This window comes from Actinoplanes sandaracinus, assembly GCF_030009775.1.
Lineage (GTDB): Bacteria > Actinomycetota > Actinomycetes > Mycobacteriales > Micromonosporaceae > Actinoplanes > Actinoplanes sandaracinus.
Genome location: NZ_JASCTH010000034.1, coordinates 18,637 through 35,276, shown reverse-complemented (window position 1 = coordinate 35,276; position 16,640 = coordinate 18,637). Strand labels below are relative to the sequence as shown.

The 16,640-nt window shown below is 71.5% G+C and carries 16 protein-coding genes; 1 reads left to right on the top strand and 15 read right to left on the bottom strand.

Annotated elements, in window-relative coordinates; all coding sequences use genetic code 11:
* Positions 1-139 precede the first annotated feature (139 nt).
* From hisH to QLQ12_RS38515, 6 genes are all read right to left on the bottom strand, one after another.
* Positions 140-760: an imidazole glycerol phosphate synthase subunit HisH gene (gene hisH, locus QLQ12_RS38540; protein ID WP_282765894.1), complete on the bottom strand. Its 621-nt coding sequence runs from the start codon at positions 758-760 to the stop codon at positions 140-142.
* Positions 760-918: a hypothetical protein gene (locus tag QLQ12_RS38535; RefSeq protein ID WP_282765893.1), complete on the bottom strand. Its 159-nt coding sequence runs from the start codon at positions 916-918 to the stop codon at positions 760-762. The genes hisH and QLQ12_RS38535 overlap by 1 nt, the downstream gene beginning before the upstream one ends.
* The gene (gene hisB / locus QLQ12_RS38530; protein WP_282765891.1) at positions 915-1,529 is read right to left on the bottom strand and encodes an imidazoleglycerol-phosphate dehydratase HisB; all 615 of its coding nucleotides are present in this window, start codon (positions 1,527-1,529) and stop codon (positions 915-917) included. Before hisB ends, QLQ12_RS38535 begins: the two co-directional genes overlap by 4 nt.
* 79 nt (positions 1,530-1,608) lie before the next feature.
* Positions 1,609-2,682, bottom strand: coding sequence for a histidinol-phosphate transaminase (locus QLQ12_RS38525; protein WP_282765889.1), 1,074 nt, complete (start codon positions 2,680-2,682; stop codon positions 1,609-1,611).
* On the bottom strand, positions 2,679-3,989 hold the full coding sequence (hisD, locus tag QLQ12_RS38520) for a histidinol dehydrogenase (protein WP_282765888.1): 1,311 nt from the start codon (positions 3,987-3,989) through the stop codon (positions 2,679-2,681). Before hisD ends, QLQ12_RS38525 begins: the two co-directional genes overlap by 4 nt.
* A 132-nt stretch (positions 3,990-4,121) precedes the next feature.
* Positions 4,122-4,949: a hypothetical protein gene (locus tag QLQ12_RS38515; RefSeq protein ID WP_282765887.1), complete on the bottom strand. Its 828-nt coding sequence runs from the start codon at positions 4,947-4,949 to the stop codon at positions 4,122-4,124.
* Positions 4,950-5,054: 105 nt separating this feature from the next.
* On the opposite strand from QLQ12_RS38515, the gene QLQ12_RS38510 reads away from it, so the two are divergent.
* Entirely contained in the window at positions 5,055-5,762 is a 708-nt protein-coding gene (locus tag QLQ12_RS38510) for an LON peptidase substrate-binding domain-containing protein (RefSeq protein WP_282765886.1), read from the top strand.
* Between the two features lie 168 nt (positions 5,763-5,930).
* Here QLQ12_RS38510 and QLQ12_RS38505 read toward each other — a convergent pair whose 3' ends face one another.
* From QLQ12_RS38505 to QLQ12_RS38465, 9 genes are all read right to left on the bottom strand, one after another.
* Entirely contained in the window at positions 5,931-6,833 is a 903-nt protein-coding gene (locus QLQ12_RS38505; protein ID WP_282765885.1) for a hypothetical protein, read from the bottom strand.
* A gap of 30 nt (positions 6,834-6,863) precedes the next feature.
* On the bottom strand, positions 6,864-10,400 hold the full coding sequence (dnaE, locus tag QLQ12_RS38500) for a DNA polymerase III subunit alpha (RefSeq protein ID WP_282765884.1): 3,537 nt from the start codon (positions 10,398-10,400) through the stop codon (positions 6,864-6,866).
* A gap of 60 nt (positions 10,401-10,460) precedes the next feature.
* Positions 10,461-11,981: a MinD/ParA family ATP-binding protein gene (locus QLQ12_RS38495; protein WP_282765883.1), complete on the bottom strand. Its 1,521-nt coding sequence runs from the start codon at positions 11,979-11,981 to the stop codon at positions 10,461-10,463.
* A 187-nt stretch (positions 11,982-12,168) separates the two neighbouring features.
* A complete protein-coding gene (locus QLQ12_RS38490) occupies positions 12,169-13,170 on the bottom strand; it encodes a hypothetical protein (RefSeq protein WP_282765882.1) in 1,002 nt (333 codons plus the stop codon).
* A gap of 16 nt (positions 13,171-13,186) precedes the next feature.
* Positions 13,187-14,071, bottom strand: coding sequence for an RluA family pseudouridine synthase (locus tag QLQ12_RS38485; RefSeq protein WP_282765960.1), 885 nt, complete (start codon positions 14,069-14,071; stop codon positions 13,187-13,189).
* Between the two features lie 41 nt (positions 14,072-14,112).
* Positions 14,113-14,760, bottom strand: a complete 648-nt coding sequence (gene lspA, locus QLQ12_RS38480) for a signal peptidase II (protein ID WP_282765881.1) — start codon at positions 14,758-14,760, stop codon at positions 14,113-14,115.
* Positions 14,733-15,152, bottom strand: a complete 420-nt coding sequence (locus tag QLQ12_RS38475) for a TraR/DksA family transcriptional regulator (protein ID WP_282765880.1) — start codon at positions 15,150-15,152, stop codon at positions 14,733-14,735. Before QLQ12_RS38475 ends, lspA begins: the two co-directional genes overlap by 28 nt.
* Positions 15,153-15,452: 300 nt before the next feature.
* On the bottom strand, positions 15,453-15,767 hold the full coding sequence (locus tag QLQ12_RS38470) for a DUF167 domain-containing protein (RefSeq protein WP_282765879.1): 315 nt from the start codon (positions 15,765-15,767) through the stop codon (positions 15,453-15,455).
* A gap of 11 nt (positions 15,768-15,778) precedes the next feature.
* Positions 15,779-16,633, bottom strand: a complete 855-nt coding sequence (locus QLQ12_RS38465) for a hypothetical protein (RefSeq protein ID WP_407651682.1) — start codon at positions 16,631-16,633, stop codon at positions 15,779-15,781.
* Positions 16,634-16,640 lie beyond the last annotated feature (7 nt).

The window sequence follows — 16,640 nt, the reverse complement described above, 5'->3', positions numbered from 1 at the left end:
CCGCCCCCCCCGCCCGGGGCCCCCCCCCGGCGCCCCCCCGCCGGGCGCGGCCCGCGGCGCGCCACCCGGCGGGCCCGCACGGCTTTCTCCCTTTCCAGGACGGCGAGCCTCTCGGCCCGCCGCCGGGCACGTTCCTTGCTCACGTGAGGGTCGCGACCCAGTTGCTGAGCAGCCCGAAACCGGCGTCCGCCGACTTCTCCGGGTGGAACTGGGCGGCGCTGAGCGCGCCGGCCTCCACCACGGCCGCGAACGGCAGGTCGTGAGCCGCGGTGGTCACCCTGGCGCCCTTCAGAAGATCAAGATCTTGGGCGGCGTACGAGTGGACGAAGTAGAACCGGGTGTCCGCGGCGAGCCCCGCCAGCAACCGGGAGCCCTCCGGCACGTCGACCGTGTTCCACCCCATGTGCGGAATCCGCTCGGCGGACAGCTTGGTGACCGAGCCCGGCAACAGGCCCAACCCTTTCGTCTCCACCCCGTGCTCCACCCCGGACTCGAAGAGGATCTGCATGCCGACACAGATGCCGAGCACCGGTCTCCCGGCCGCCACCCGGTCGGCGATCATCGGCCCCGCGTTCAGCCCCACGATCCCCGCCATGCAGGCCGCATAGGCTCCGACGCCCGGCACGACCAGGCCGTCCGCCTCGGCCGCCAAGGAGAGGTCGCTGGTCACGGTCACGTCGGCGCCGGTCCGGGCGACCGCCCGCTCCGCCGACCGCAGATTGCCCGACCCGTAGTCGAGGATCACCACGTTGGCCGTCATCAGGCCTCCCCCGGCCACCACGCGAAGCCACCCGCGGCGGCCAGCGCCGCGAGCACCGCGGTGATCCCGACGCTGAAGCGGGTGGCGCCCGACTTGACCAGCTGGATCACGCCACCGATCAGGATGCCGGCCAGCGCGAACAGCACCAGCGAGATCACAGCACACCCTTGGTGGAGGGCAGCGCGTCGGCGAAGCGCTGCTCGATCTCGACGGCCTCGCGCAACGCCCGGGAGAACGCCTTGAACTGGGCCTCGACGACGTGGTGCGCGTCCGGGTGGCCGCCGGGGCGGCAGGCGCGCAGCACGTCCACGTGCAGGGTCACCTTGGCCGCGTGGCCGAACGCCTCGAAGATGTGCCGGGTCATGCTGGTCGCGTAGACCGGGCCGATATACGGCGTCAGCAGCGGCTCGTCGTGCACCACATAGGGCCGGCCGGACAGGTCGACGGCGGCCCGGACCAGCACCTCGTCCATCGGGATCGTGGCCGAGCCGTACCGCCGGATGCCCCGCTTGTCGCCGAGCGCCTGCGCGAACGCCTCGCCGAGGGCGATGGCGGTGTCCTCCATGGTGTGGTGCGAGTCGATCTCCAGATCGCCCTCGCAGCGCACGGTGAGGTCGAACCCACCGTGCTTGGCGAGCTGGTTGAGCATGTGGTCGTAGAACCCGACCCCGGTGCTCAGGTCGCCCTTGCCGGTGCCGTCGAGGTCGATCTCGATCAGCACCTTGGTCTCGTTGGTGACGCGCTCGATACGCGCGAAGCGGCGATTCACAGCGCACTCCTCACTTCGGTCGTCGGCGCTGCGATTCGCCGCTTGGAAAACGGGGCTTCCCGGGTCGCTTCGCTCCTGGTCACAGGATCTCCTCAGCGGCGTTCAGGAATGCGGTGGTCTCGGCCTCGGTGCCGGCGGTGACCCGCAGCCAGCCGGCCAGGCCCACGTCACGGATCAGCACGCCCCGGTCGAGGAACGCCTGCCACGCGGCCTTCTGGTCGTCGCCGGTCCGGAACAGCACGAAGTTGGCGTCGCTGTCGGCGACCCTGATCCCACGCTCCCGCAGGGAGGCGACGATCCGGTCGCGCTGGACCTTGATCTCCTCGACGGTGGCGAGCAGCGCGGCGCTCTGCGAGACCGCCGCCCGCGCCGCGGCCTGGGTCAGAGCACTCAGGTGGTACGGCAGGCGCACCAACTGAACCGCGTCGACCACGGCCGGGTCGGCGGCGAAGTAGCCCAGCCGCCCGCCGGCGAACCCGAACGCCTTGCTCATGGTCCGGGTCACCACCAGCCGCGGGTGCCCGGGCAGCAGCTCGATCGCGCTGCGGGTACCGCTCCGGGCGTACTCGAAATAGGCCTCGTCGACCAGCACCATGCCCCGCGCCGCGCCCAGCACCGCGTCGATCACCGCGGGGTCCAGGGCGGTGCCGGTCGGGTTGTTCGGCGAGCAGAGGAACACCAGGTCGGGGTCGTGCCGGTGGATCTCGGCGACCGCCGCGTCGGCCCGCAGCCCGAAGTCGGGGTCGCGCAGCGCGCCGATCCAGCGGGTGCCGGTGCCGGCCGCGAGCAGCGGATGCATCGAATAGGACGGGCCGAAGCCGAGCGCCGTCCGCCCCGGGCCGCCGAACGCCTGCAAGAGCTGCTGCTGCACCTCGTTGGAACCGTTGGCCGCCCACACGTTCGCGCAGCTCAGGCCGTGGCCCAGGTAGGCCGCCAGGTCGGTGCGCAGTGCCACGGCGTCGCGGTCGGGGTATCGGTTGAGGTCGGCGAGCTCAGCGTCGAGCATCTTGCGCATCGCCTCGATCACCGGCTGCGGGACCGCGAAGGCGTGCTCGTTCGTGTTCAGCCGGACCGTGACGTCGAGCTGCGGCGCGCCATACGGCGTCTGGCCCCGCAGGTCGTCCCGGAGGGGCAGGTCCTCGATCGTCGTCATGCGCCGAACCTGGCCTTCACCGCGTCGCCGTGCGCCGGCAGATCCTCCGCATCGGCCAGCGCCACCACGTGGCCCGCCACGTCTCGCAGAGCGTCCTCGGTGTACTCCACGACGTGGATGCCACGCAGGAACGACTGCACCGACAGCCCGGAGGAGTGTCGCGCGCAGCCGCCGGTCGGCAGCACGTGGTTGGACCCGGCGGCGTAGTCGCCGAGGGACACCGGCGCCCACGCGCCCACGAAGATCGCGCCGGCGTTGCGGACCCGCATGGCCCACTCCCGCGCGTCCCGGGTCTGGATCTCCAGGTGCTCCGCGGCGTATTCGTCGACGACCCGCAGGCCCTGCTCCAGGTCGTCGACGAGGACCACCCCGGACTGCTCGCCGGTCAGCGCGGTGCGCACCCGCTCCTCGTGCCGGGTGGCCGCGACCTGTTTCGCCAGCTCGATCTCGACCCCCTCGACCAGCGCGAGAGAGTCGGTGACCAGGACACTCGCGGCGAGCGGGTCGTGCTCGGCCTGGCTGATCAGGTCGGCGGCGACGTGCCGCGGGTCGGCGGTGTCGTCGGCCAGGATGGCGATCTCGGTGGGCCCGGCCTCGGCGTCGATCCCGACGACGCCGCGCAGCAGCCGCTTCGCCGCGGTCACCCAGATGTTGCCCGGGCCGGTGATGACGTCGACCGGCTCGCACCGGTCGGCCTCGTCGGCGCCGTCGGCGCCGTAACCCAGCATGGCGATGGCCTGGGCGCCGCCGACCGCGTAGACCTCGTCCACACCGAGCAGCGCGCACGCGGCCAGCACCCGGGAGTCGGGCAGGCCGTTGTTGGACGCCTGCGGCGGCGACGCCACCACCAGGCCCTCGACCCCGGCCTCCTGGGCGGGCACCACGTTCATCACCACAGTGGACGGATAGACGGCCAGGCCACCGGGCACGTAGAGGCCGACCCGGCGCACCGGCACCCAGCGCTCGGTGACCGTGCCGCCGTCGACCACCTGGGTGGTCACGTCGGTGCGGCGCTGATCGGCGTGCACCTTGCGGGCCCGCTTGATCACCTCGAGGAGGGCGGCGCGCACCTCGGGCTCGAGCGCCTCGGACGCGGCGGCGATCGCCTCGGCCGGCACCCGCAGGCGCTCCAGGGTGACGCCGTCGAACTTCTCCGTCGCCTCCCGGATCGCGCTGAACCCATGCTCATGGACCGCCTCGACGACCGGGCGAATACTCTCGACGGCCACGGAGACGTCGAGCTGGGCACGGGGCAGCAGTCCGCGCGGGTCCCGCCGGGCGCCGCGTAGGTCGATGCGATTCAGCACGGGACCAGTCTAGGCCGCCGCCCAACCGGGTTTCCGGCGGCGACGCTCCCGGCCCAGGCGTTGGGATCTCACCGCCCGGCCGTGGAGACCTCAACGCCGGGGCGTGGGGGCCTCAGCGGCTCGGTGTGAGCCTCAGCGCCGCCACCAGGACCGCTTGGCCTTGGCCGCGGGCGCCGGAGCCGACACGAACGGCAGGTCCGCGATCAGGTAGACGACCCCGCCGATCACGTTGCCGGGCGCCGGCGTCGGCACGTCGCCGGGCAGGCACAGATCCGCCTCGAACCCGACCGAACGCACCCGGGCCACCGAGAACTCGCCGCCGGTCGCCGCCACCACCCGCCGCTCGGCGGACAGCACGATCCCGTTGAGCTGGGCGATCGGATCCCCGTTCTCCTGATCGAACGCGCCGTAGGAGATGAACGACTCGGCGCCCATCCGCGGCGGCCACGTCCAGCCGTTCTCCACGAAGTGCGCGGGCGGCTCGGAGTCGCCGCCGTCCTCGCCGTCACCCCCGCTCAGCAGGCTCGCGTCGGACGCGGCGAAGGCGTCCTCGTCGGCGTGCACGGTGACCTGCACACCCAGGGCGATCAGCGACGCCCGGCCGCTGATCGGCCCCGTCCCCCGCGGGAGAAGGAGCAACTGCTCGGACGCGGCGGCCAGCATGGTGGCCTGTTCGCCGGCGTCGTCCACCACGTCGGCGACGATCATCTCGTCGCTGACCCGGCGCACCTCGGCCAGCCTCGCGCCCGGCACGCCGGAGAACGAGGGCAGCAGCTCCTCCAGCCGCCCGTCCCGGAGGGCGACCACGAGCCGCACGCCGGACGGGTCGGTCCACCGGTGCACCGCGACGTCGCCCGCCTGGCCGATCAGCTCGGCGGCGGGCAGCACCCGGTTGAGAAGGTCGTTCATGCTGTCACGGTCCAGAGAGCCGAGTCCCAGACAGTCGAAGTTCGATGCCACACGCGCACGATATCGATCATGACCGAGACGACGCGACCGAATACCGGCCGTCGCCGTAACGCCGCGCCGGGTTGACCATGGTGTGCGGGGGACTAGGCTGCACGTGTGAGCGATCGGCTGCCGGTCTTCCCGCTGAGTACGGTGCTCTTCCCTGGTCTCGTGCTGCCCCTGCACATCTTCGAGGAGCGTTACCGAACCCTGGTGCGTGAGCTGGTGGCCCGGTCGGAGAGCGCACCCCACGAGTTCGGCGTGGTCACGCTGCGGCACGGCAGTGAGGTGGCTCCCGACCCCGGTGAGGACGGCGCCGTTCCGCAGCCGCCCGTCGGCGCCGCCGACCTCTACGAGGTGGGCTGCACGGCCGAGTTGCGCCACGTCACCGAGCTGCCCGACGGCCGCTTCGACATCATGACCGTCGGCCGCCGCCGCTTCACGGTCCTCAGTGTCGAGCAGGGCGCCGAGCCGTACCTGACGGCCAGCGTCCGCTGGCTCGCCGAGGAGGACGAGCCCAGCGAGACCGCTCAGTTGCTGGCGCCGCGCGTGCTCACCGCGTTCCGCACCTACCTCGAGTTGCTGCGCCCCAACAGCGAGGTCCTCGACCAGGTGCCGGACGACCCCACCGTCCTCTCCCACCTGGTCGCCGCCACCGCGCAGCTCACCGTCGAGGAGCGCCAGATGCTGCTGGCCATGCCCGACACCGCCGGCCGCCTGCGCGCCGAGCTTCGCCTCCTCAACCGCGAGGCCGGCCTGCTGGCACGCGTCCGCGCGGTTCCGGTCCCGCTGTCCGACCTGGCCAGACCCGCAAGCCCCAACTGACTTCCCGGTACGACCCAGCCCGTCCCCGACCGCAGCGACGGGCGTCCCGTCGGCCACGAACGCGACGCCCGGCCCGCTCCGGGCCGCAGCGCGACCGCCGGGGTGAGGCACGGGTCAGGGCCGGGGCTGCTCCGAGCCGCCGCGCGGCCGCCGCGGTGAGACGCGGGGTCAGGGCCGGGGCTGCTCCGAGCCGCCGTGCGGCTGCGCCGCGGAGGGGTCGGCCGGGGGCGCCGGCACATAGGGCGACCCGAAGCCCGGCGGGCCGTAGCCGGACTGCTCCGAGCCGGGCCGGCCGGAGCCGGGCTGATCGAAACCGGACTGACCGAACCCGGGCTCCCCGAACCCGGGCGTTCCCGCCGGGTCGGCCACCGAGGTCTCGTAGGGCGGCGGGTAGGCGTGCTGGTGGCCGTACCCCGGGTGGGCGCCGGGAAGATCCAGGTCGGGGTCGTTGGACCAGCCGGCCAGCAGGGTGAGCACGATCGCCGCCACGAAGGCGGGCACCAGTTTCGGCCCGAGCGACTGCACCTCGGGCGGCGCCAGATAGGTCGCGCCCTGCGCCGCCGTCGCCTGCCAGCGGTCGTAGGCGTCCCGGCCGAGGAACTGGCCGATCGCCGGAGCCACCCAGCGGCCCGCCAGGAAGGTGCCACCGACCACCCCGAGCAGCAGGAACGGCCCGCGGTCCCGGCGCAGCACCAGCCAGGCCCCGATCGTCACGATCAGCCCGAACCCGAGCCCCAGCAGGGTGAACCAGCCGTCGGCGGCGATGTACTGCTCGGGGGACGGGTCGGTGACCACCACCCCGGCCCTGCCCGCGTTGACGACCGGCACCGTCGGCGCCAGCCAGGCCCACCCCAGGCCCAGAAGCACCCCGAGGACAGCGATCGACGTGGCCACACCCACGGTCACGCTCAGCGTGCGACGCCACGGCCTCGGGCTGCTCTGATGGAAGCGCAACCACTGTCGCCAGTCGCGCCCGGGGCGGCCGGACGCCCCGGAGGGCTCACCGGCAGCCGGGGGGATGCCGTCCGGTACGGGAGACTGCCCGGCCGGCTGTTCACTCGGGTACACCACCCTACGATCCTTCCAGATCGGCCGGCGCCGTCAGGCGACGGCCGCGGGGCCGAGGATCATCTTCAGATCGGCGCGCAGGGCGGGTGTCGCCGCGACCCGCACACCGCCGAGCCGCATGACCGTGGTCCGCTTGCCGTTCTGCAGGTGCACGTGCACCTCGGTCTCGCCCGGGTGGCTCACCAGGATCTCCTTGAGCTGGTCGACCATCGGCGGCGTGCACTTGGTGATCGGCATCGTCAGGGTGACCGGCTTGCTGTCCGGGTTGTGGGAGACGTCGGGGATGGACATGTCCATCGCCATGATCCGGGCGGCGCCGTCGCGGCGTTCGATCCGGCCCTTGACGACCACGATCGCGTCCTCGGCGATGAACTGCCCGATCAGCTCGTAGGTGTTCGGGAAGAACAGCGCCTCCACCCCGCCGGCCAGGTCCTCCAGAGTGGCCGACGCCCACGAGCGGCCCTGCTTGGTGATCCGGCGCTGCACCCCGGTGAGGATGCCGGCGAGCGTGACGACCGAGCCGTCCGGGACCGAACCCTCCTCGTTGAGCGCGGCGATCGTGGTGTCGGCCGCGTTCTGCAGCATCACCTCCAGCCCGGCGAGCGGGTGGTCGGAGACGTAGAGGCCGAGCATCTCGCGCTCGAAAGCCAGCTTGTCGCGCTTGTCCCACTCGCTGTCGCCGATCGGCGGCATGGTGACCGCGGCCGACCCGCCCCCGCCCGCGGTCTCACCGAACGCGCCGAAGAGGTCGAACTGGCCGGCGGCCTCGTTGCGCTTGACGTCCGCGTAGGCGTCGATGGCCTCGGCGTGCACCGCCAGGAGGCTCTTGCGGCAGTGCCCCATCGAGTCGAACGCGCCCGCCTTGATCAGCGACTCGATCGTCCTCTTGTTGCACGCCACCGCGTCGACCTTGGACAGGAAGTCGTAGAAGTCGACGTACTCCGACTTCTCCTTGCGGCACCGGACGATCGCCTCGACCACGTTGCCGCCGACGTTGCGGACCGCGCCCAGGCCGAACCGGATGTCCTTGCCGACCGGGGTGAACGGCCCGGCCGACTCGTTGACGTCGGGCGGCAGCACCTGAATGCCCATGCGGCGGCACTCCGCCAGGTAGACGGCCATCTTGTCCTTGTCGTCGCCGACGCTGGTGAGCAGACCGGCCATGTACTCGGCGGGGTAGTGCGCCTTGAGGTAGGCGGTCCAGTAGGAGACCAGCCCGTACGCCGCGGAGTGTGCCTTGTTGAACGCGTAGCCGGCGAACGGGACCAGCACGTCCCACACCGCCTGGATGGCCTCGTCGCCGTAACCGTGCGCGCGACAGCCGTCCCGGAAGGGCACGAACTCCTTGTCGAGGATCTCCTTCTTCTTCTTGCCCATGGCGCGGCGCAGCAGGTCGGCCTGGCCGAGGCTGTAACCGGCGAGGATCTGCGCGGCCCGCTGCACCTGCTCCTGATAGACGATCAGGCCGTAGGTCGGCTCCAGGATCTCCCGCAGCGGCTCCTCGAGCTCCGGGTGGATCGGGGTGATCTCCTGGAGCTTGTTCTTGCGGAGCGCGTAGTTGGTGTGCGAGTCGACGCCCATCGGGCCGGGCCGGTAGAGCGCCAGGACGGCGGAGATGTCCTCGAAGTTGTCCGGCTTCATCAGGCGCAGCAGCGAGCGCATCGGCCCGCCGTCGAGCTGGAACACGCCCAGCGTGTCGCCGCGGGCCAGCAACTCGTACGCCTTCGGATCGTCCAGCGGCAGCGCCAACAGGTCGAGCTTCTGACCGTGGTTGAGCTCGACGTTCCGGTTCGCGTCGTCGAGGATGGTCAGGTTGCGCAGGCCGAGGAAGTCCATCTTCAGCAGGCCGAGCGTCTCGCAGGTCGGGTAATCGAACTGCGTGATGATCACGCCGTCGCTGGCCCGGCGCATGAGCGGGATGTGGTCGATGATCGGCTCGGCGGACATGATGACGCCGGCGGCGTGCACACCGGTCTGCCGGATCAGGCCCTCGATGCCGCGGGCGGTGTCGATGACCTTCTTGACGTCGGGGTCGGTCTCGTAGAGGCCGCGGACCTCACCGGCCTCGTTGTAGCGCTTGTCCTCTTTGTTGAAGATGCCGCCGAGGGTGATGCCCTTGCCCATGACGTCCGGCGGCATCGCCTTGGTGATCTTGTCGCCGACCGCGAACGGGTAACCCAGCACCCGGGCCGAGTCCTTGATCGCGGCCTTGGCCTTGATCGTTCCGAACGTGGCGATCTGAGCGACCTTGTCCTCGCCCCACTTCTCGGTGACGTAGCGGATCACCTCGGCACGGCGCCGGTCGTCGAAGTCGATGTCGACATCGGGCATCGAGACACGCTCGGGGTTGAGGAACCGCTCGAAGATCAGGCCGTGCTGGATCGGGTCGAGGTCGGTGATCGCCATCGCGTACGCGATCAGCGAGCCCGCCGCCGAGCCACGACCGGGACCGACCGCGATGCCGTTGTCCTTCGCCCACTGGATGAAGTCGGCGACCACGAGGAAGTACGCCGGGAAGCCCATCGAGATGATGACGCCCAGCTCGTAGTCCGCCTGCTTGACGTGCGCCTCCGGGATGCCGCCCGGGAACCGCTTGCGCAGGCCCTCGAAGGCGACGTGCCGGAAGTACTCTTCCTCGGTGTAGCCGTCCGGGATCGGGAACCGCGGCATCAGGTTCTTGAAGGTGAACATCCCCTCGGTGTCCACCTTCTCGGCCACCAGCAGGGTGTTGCGGCAGCCCTCCTGCCACGCCTCCGAGGAATCGACGGCGCGCATCTGGTCGGCCGACTTCACGAAGTAGCCGGAGCCGTCGAAGCGGAACCGGTTGGGGTCGGCCACGTTGCTGCCGGTCTGGACGCACAGCAGCACGTCGTGCGCCGCCGACTGCTCCTCGTGCACGTAGTGCGAGTCGTTGGTCACCAGCGGCGGGATGTTGAGCTTCTTGCCGATCTCCAGCAGGCCGTCGCGGACCCGCTTCTCGATCGACAGGCCGTGGTCCATGATCTCCAGGAAGTAGTGCTCCTTGCCGAGCGCCTCCTGGTATTTCGCGGCCGACTTGAGCGCCTCGTCGAAGTGCCCCAGGCGCAGCCGGGTCTGCACGATGCCGGACGGGCAGCCGGTGGTGCCCATGATGCCCTCGGCGTGCTCCGCGATGATGTCGAAGTCCATCCGCGGGTACTTGCCGAGCTGGCCCTCCATGGAGCCGCGCGAGTTGAGCCGGAACAGGTTCTTCAGGCCGACCGCGTTGCGTGCCCACATGGTCATGTGCGTGTACGCACCGTTACCGGAAACGTCGTCCGATTTCTGCTCCGGACGGCCCCACTTGATGCGGGTCTTGGTCAGCCGCGACTCCGGCGCGACATAGGCCTCGACCCCGATCACCGGGGTCACGCCGGCGGCCTTGGCCTGCTGATAGAAGTCGTACGCCCCATGCATGTTGCCGTGGTCGGTGATCGCCGCGGCCGGCATGCCGAGCCGTTTCGCCTCCGCCAGAAGTTCTTTGATCCGGGCCGCCCCGTCGAGCATTGAATACTCTGTGTGCACGTGCAGGTGCACAAACGAGTCAGACACCCGGAACCCCCTCTTCCCAATGACAGCGCAGAGAAGCCTAGCCCCGGCGTACGACAGAACCTACTCCGCGAAGGGCTCCAACATCACCGACGCCGCGCGTAGCCAGGCCTGCCTGGTCTCCTGCTGAAGGTCGCCGTACTCGATCGAGGAACCGACCTCCAGGGCCGGGTCGTAGGGCACCACCGCGACCGCACGGGTCCTGGTCGCGAAGTGCTTCTTGAAGTCCTCCAGCAGCGGCAGGTGACCCGGCGACGGGCAGGAGATCAGCGTCACGGCGTTGGACACCATCTCGTCCTGTCCGCTCTCCTCCAGCACGTCGAGCATCCAGTCGGCGGTGAACGCGGCGTCCTCACGCGGCACCGTGGTGATCACCAACTGGTCGGCCGACCGCATCACGGTCTGCCAGTTCACGCTCTCCACGTTGTTGCCGGTGTCGACGCAGATCACGTCGTGCGTGCGGCGCAGCAGGTCCATCACCCGCCGGACGGTGCCCTGGTCGAGCCGAGCGGCGAACCGCGGGTTCTCCTCGCCGGCCAGCACGTCGTAGGAGCCGTCCGAGGCGTGCCGCAGATAGGCGTCGAGCTCCTGCAGGAGGGTGTCACCGTGCAGGCTCTCGATCCGCATCAGATCGGCCAGCAGGTGCTTTATCGTCCGCGCGTGGCGGGCGCTGCCGGCCCGCAGGCCGAGGGTGCCGCGCAGCTCGTTGTCGTCCCACGCGAGCACCCCGCGGCCGCGGACGCTGCCGATGGTCGCCGCGGCCAGCACGGTCGCGGTGGTCTTGTGCACGCCGCCCTTGGGGTTGGCGAACGCCATCACCCGTGGCGTGCCGAGCTTGCGCCGCATGATCGCGACGGCACGATCGATGCCCTCGTCGGCACGGGTCTGCCGCCACTCGATCCGGGCAGCCGCGGGGGCCGGGGAGACCGGCGCGGGCTGGACGGCGGGCAACCGGCCGGGCGCCGCCTGCGGGGGCATCACCGGCGGGGCGGCCGGCTGCGGGGGCAGGGCCTGCGGCATGACGGGCGCGGGCGGGTAGGCGGCCGGGGCGTACGCGCCGGCGGCGGGCGCGTACCCGTTGGGCGGTGGGACGTAACCGGTGGCCGGGTAGTCACGGGCCGGGGCGGGCTGGTAACCGGCGCCGTAGTCGCGCGCGGGAGGCGGCTGCTGCTGGGCGGGCGGCGGCTGGCCCGGCGCGGGGGCGGACCGCGGCGCCGGCTCGAAGAAGCTGTGCGGCTGCTCCGGTTCGCGGCGGCTCTGCCAGCGCGGGTCGAGCGGGTTGATCGGCCGTTGCGGCACCTGGCGTTGCGGCTCGGCCGGCGGCCGGTCGAAGCCGCCCTGACCGGCGCTCTGGCCGCCCGGCTGGCTCTGCCGCGGGTCGAGCGGGTTGACCGGGCGGGCGGGCGCGGCCGGTCCACGGGTCGGCAGTTGCTGGTTCCACGGCTGTTGCGGGGGCGTCTCCGGCGGCTGGGGAGCCTCTTCGGGCTCCTCGCCGCGGCCGGCGTGCCGGGCACGGTCGAGCAGCGCCCGCCAGCGCGGGGCTGGTTCCGCAGGCCGGCCCCAGCCGGTCTCGGTCCCGTCCACGGCTCGTCCCTTCTGCGCCTACCCGACAAAAACCTTCACGGCGATGGTCTCGCTCGCCCCTGACAGGCTACGGACGAGAACCCTATTCGGGCCACCGGCCGGTCGCCCATCCCCCGGTCGTTCTTGATCACATGACCGGTCCCCGGTCGTGCGCGTGCCTCAGCCGAACGTTTCGCGGGCCGGGAACTCAACGGCCGGGTTCGCCGGTGGACGCTCCCGGAGACGCCTCCAGGCCTTCATGAGCAGGACTCGTGTCCGTCGCCGAGGGTACGGCAAGCGGTCCGTCGGAAGGGAGTACGGAAGACGAGGGCCCCTCGCCTGAATTGCCGGGTGAGGCAGATGTCACATCCGCCCTGATCGACGACGGTAACGGTGCGGGGGTGACCGGGGCAACGCTCGTCACGGGGGATGGCACGGCCGACGGATCCGGCGACGCCACGTCCACTTCTTCCGGGAGCGGGGGCCGGAACTCGGTACGGTCCAGCTGCCGCACCTCCGGCGCCGGGTCCACGACCCGCGCCCACGGCTGGGCGGAGATCCCGTCGAGCACCGCCGGGGTCGCGCGCACCACCGCGGCGAAGACGCACTCGCAGCCCGCGCGATAGGCAGCGGCCTCCTCGGCGGCGACCCGGGCGGCGGTGTCGTAGGCCGCCCGCAGCCGCGCCTCGTTGCGGCCGTCCCCGGCCAGCCCCCGGCTCAGGCGCTGGTAATCGGCCAGTTCCCGGTCGCGGGCCTGTGCCGCGCCGAGCATCCCCGTGATCACGTCGCCGGGAAGCCGGTAGACCGGGATCCGCAGGACCGAAGTCCGGGCCTCGCCGAGCGGCACCCGGGTGTAGACCTGCGCGACCTGGGCGCCCCCGAGCATGGCCGGCAGGGCACCCGCCGTCGCGTACCGGTTGAAGGCGACCAGCGCCCAGGTCTCACCGGCGCCCGGCGCCGACGGGTCGGCGAGCCGGGCCAACTCCTCCCGGGACGACCGGAGATAGCCGTCGACCGACTGGCCCTCCACGACACCCACCCGCAGCAGGTCGCCGGCCTGTTCGCCGGCCGGGGCCTGGCGGTCCGCCCAGAAGACCATCAGGACCAGGGCGACGGTAGCGGCCAGCGCCGCTCCGGCCATGATCTGCAACCGGAGTGCGGCGCCCCCGAACCTGACGAGGACTGCCCGCTTGCGAGTCGCGGGGCCCACGGGTGTCTCCCGACGGTCAGCCGGCGTCCTGGAGGACGTCCAGCGCGTATTTCAGGTCGTCAGGGTAGTCGCTGACGAACCGGACCTCATCGTGCGTTCGGGGGTGGCTGAAGGCCAGTTCCCGTGCGTGCAGCCACTGCCGGTCCAGTTTCAGCCGGGCCGCCAGCGTCGGGTCGGAACCGTACGTCAGATCACCCACACACGGGTGCCGCATCGCCGAGAAGTGCACCCGGATCTGGTGCGTCCGGCCGGTCTCCAGCCGCACGTCCACCAGGCTGGCCGACCGGAACGCCTCGATCGTGTCGTAGTGGGTGACGCTCGGCTTGCCGTCGGACATCACCGCGAACTTGTAGTCGGCCGTCGGGTGCCGGTCGATCGGCGCGTCGATGGTGCCGCGCAGCGGGTCCAGGTGGCCCTGGACGACGGCGTGGTAGCGCTTCTCCACCTCGCGCTCCTTGAAGGCCCGCTTCAGCGCGCTGTAGGCGACCTCGCTCTTGGCCACCACCATGAGACCGGTGGTGCCGACGTCGAGCCGGTGCACGATGCCCTGTCGCTCGGCGGCGCCGCTGGTGGCGACGTTCTGCCCCATCGCGGCCAGCCCGCTGAGCACGGTCGGGCCGGTCCAGCCCGGGCTCGGGTGGGCGGCGACACCGACCGGCTTGTCGACCACCACGATGTCGTCGTCGCTGTAGATGATCCCGAGGCCGTGCACCGGCGCGGCCACCACGACCGGCGCGGCGACCGGCGACGGCAGGGTGACCTCGAGCCAGGACCCGGCCACGACCTTCTCCGACTTCAGCCGGGCGACCCCGTCGACCAGCGCGTCGCCGGACTCGACCAGGGTCGCCGCGACGGTGCGGGACAACCCGAAGAGCCGGGAGACGGCCTGGTCCAGGCGCATCCCGTCGAGCCCGTCGGGCACCGGCAGAGAACGCTGCCCACTCACGATTTCTCCCCATCCGGCTCGGCCGGTGTAGTAGTCACGGCCTCGGCCGGTGTGGTCGTCGCGGTCTCTTTCCCGGTGATCCGCGTCCCGTCGCGCTGGCGGCCGGTCAGTTCCAGCAGCACCGCGATGCAGACGCCGACGGTGAGGCAGCTGTCCGCGATGTTGAACACCGCGAACTTCTCGCCGTTCGGCGCGAACACACTGATCATGTCGACCACATGGCCCTGGAACGGCCCCGGCGCGCGGAACAGCCGGTCCATCAGGTTGCCGAGCGCGCCGCCCAGCACCAGACCGAGCGACAGTCCCCACGGCACCGAGCGCAGCCGGGACGCCAGCCACCCGATCACGCCGACCACCACCAGGGTGATCAGTGGGAAGATCCAGGTGAAATCGCTGCCGAAGCTGAACGCCGCTCCGCTGTTGCGCAGCAGCGACAGGTAGACCAGACCGCCCAGGATGCGGACCGACTCGCCGGGATTCCCCGGCGAGCCAGGATCCAGGTTCTCGGTGGAGAGGTGCTTGACCCACTGGTCGACCACCACGGCGACCGCCGCGGTGGCGGCCAGGAGGGCCACCGCACGGGGTGCGAACCGTGGGGCGGCCTGCTCATCGGCGTTCAGCGTCGTTCCTCCAACTGCTTGCAAGAGACACAGAGCGTGGCGGAGGGGAAGGCAGCCAGCCGCTCTACCGGGATCTGGTTACCGCACCGCTCGCACCAACCGTAATTGCCCGACCCGAGCCGATCGATCGCACGTTCGATCTGTGTGATCCGCTCGAGCAGGTTGTTGGCCAGCGTGATCTCCTGCTCCCGCTCGAACGTCTTGGTGCCCGTGTCGGCCTGGTCGTCCCCGGCCGAGTCGGCCAGCCGCTCGCGCTGGAGCTCGGTGATCTCACTGAGCGACTGATCGTACTCGGCCTGCAGGTCGCCGAGCCGCGCGACCAGCGCCTGACGGATCTGCTCGGTCTCCGCCTCACTACGGGTCCGGTCCACGGCGGCGGCCGTCGTACCGCGGCGGGCGTCGGTTGCCTTGGCCATCACTCGCTCCCTCGGCCGCGCTCAGCGCGGCGGTCGACGCTCTACGGAACCGGACGGCGGCTCGCCGGCCGACCGTCGTCCCATGGTCAGTCCCCGTGGTGCCGGCCCGATGGCGCACGAGCCCCACCTGCACAAACGGCGCGACTGAGAGGCGGTCGCGCACTCGGCGAGGGTGGCAAGGATACGGAACGTGAAGTACCCCGACAACCCGCCACAGCCGGTCAGAAACGGCAAACCATGCCCAACCGTTCAGCCGGGCGTCGGATTACCGACGATAAACCCTTCGTGACCGTGTGGTCACTATCCGCTGTCCCGGAGGTCGGTGAGCCGTTGTTCCCACCCGGCCGGCGGCGCCGTTACCGTGAAGACCTTGTCGCGGCTGGTCGCCCCCAGCCGCAGAGACACCTCCGCGGGCCGCACCCTCAGCGCGCCGGCGAGGGCCTTACGGACCGCCTCGGTGGCTTTCCCGTCCACCGCGGGCGCGCCCACCGCGACGATCAGGGCGGGGCCGTGCGGCCCGTCGTAACGGCCGCCCACCCGGGTGCGCCCCGCGCCCGGCCGCACCCGCACGGGCACCGACGTGCCCGGTTGCGCCCGCGCCACCGCTCCCGTCACCCGCCGTGATCTCAGCGCTGGTGGGCGACGGCCGCGACCAGCCGGTCCACCGGCCGGCAGAGGCCGCACGGGCTGAAGCCGAGCGAGACCGCCTCGTTCGCCGGCAACGGCTCGGTCAGCCGGCCGACCAGGTGCGGGCAGTCCGCCATGTGGTAGCGGGGCCGGCCGTCGACGACCAGCACCTCGGTGTCGAACCGCGCGACCATCACCGCGTCGGCCGGCCGCACCGACTGCGGCAACGGCTCGTCGTCGGGATCGTCGTCGCCCGGCTCGTCGAATTCGTCGGGCTGCTCGGCCGGTTCGGCGGCCGAGGGCCGCCAGGCGTGCTCTCCGGACCCGTCGCCGGCGGGAGTCGCGGCAGCCGGACGTGAGAGGGAATCAGCCGTGGAGTCAGAATCGGCATAGTCTGCGGCGACCGGCACGCCGCGGTCTCCGCGGTCACCCAGTCGTGTCGCCGTATCGCGTGCGCCGGCCGCACGGGCCGCTTCCGCATCGACCGGATCCGGCTCGACGGCGGGCTCCTCGTAGTGGAGGGATTCACCTGCGAAGGCCGCCTGGCCGGGGGCAGAATCTTCGGCGAAGGCCACCGGCTCATCGGCGGCAGAGGCGCCGGACCCGGCGGGCGCCGCCTCGTCGAACTCGGGAGCGAACGAGGCCCGGCGGTCGGGCCGCCCGGTGGTGACGCCCGGCGCCGCGGACTCGGCCGCACGCCGGGCGGCGGCCTGACGGGTGCCGATGACCAGAGCGACCGCGGCCAGCAGGCTGACCACGATCGAGGTTATGAGAAGACTGCTCGAGCCGTTGACCAGGCCCAACGCGAGAAACAAAACCGCGACGGGGATGAGCAGGAGACTAGCAACGATCATGGCTCAT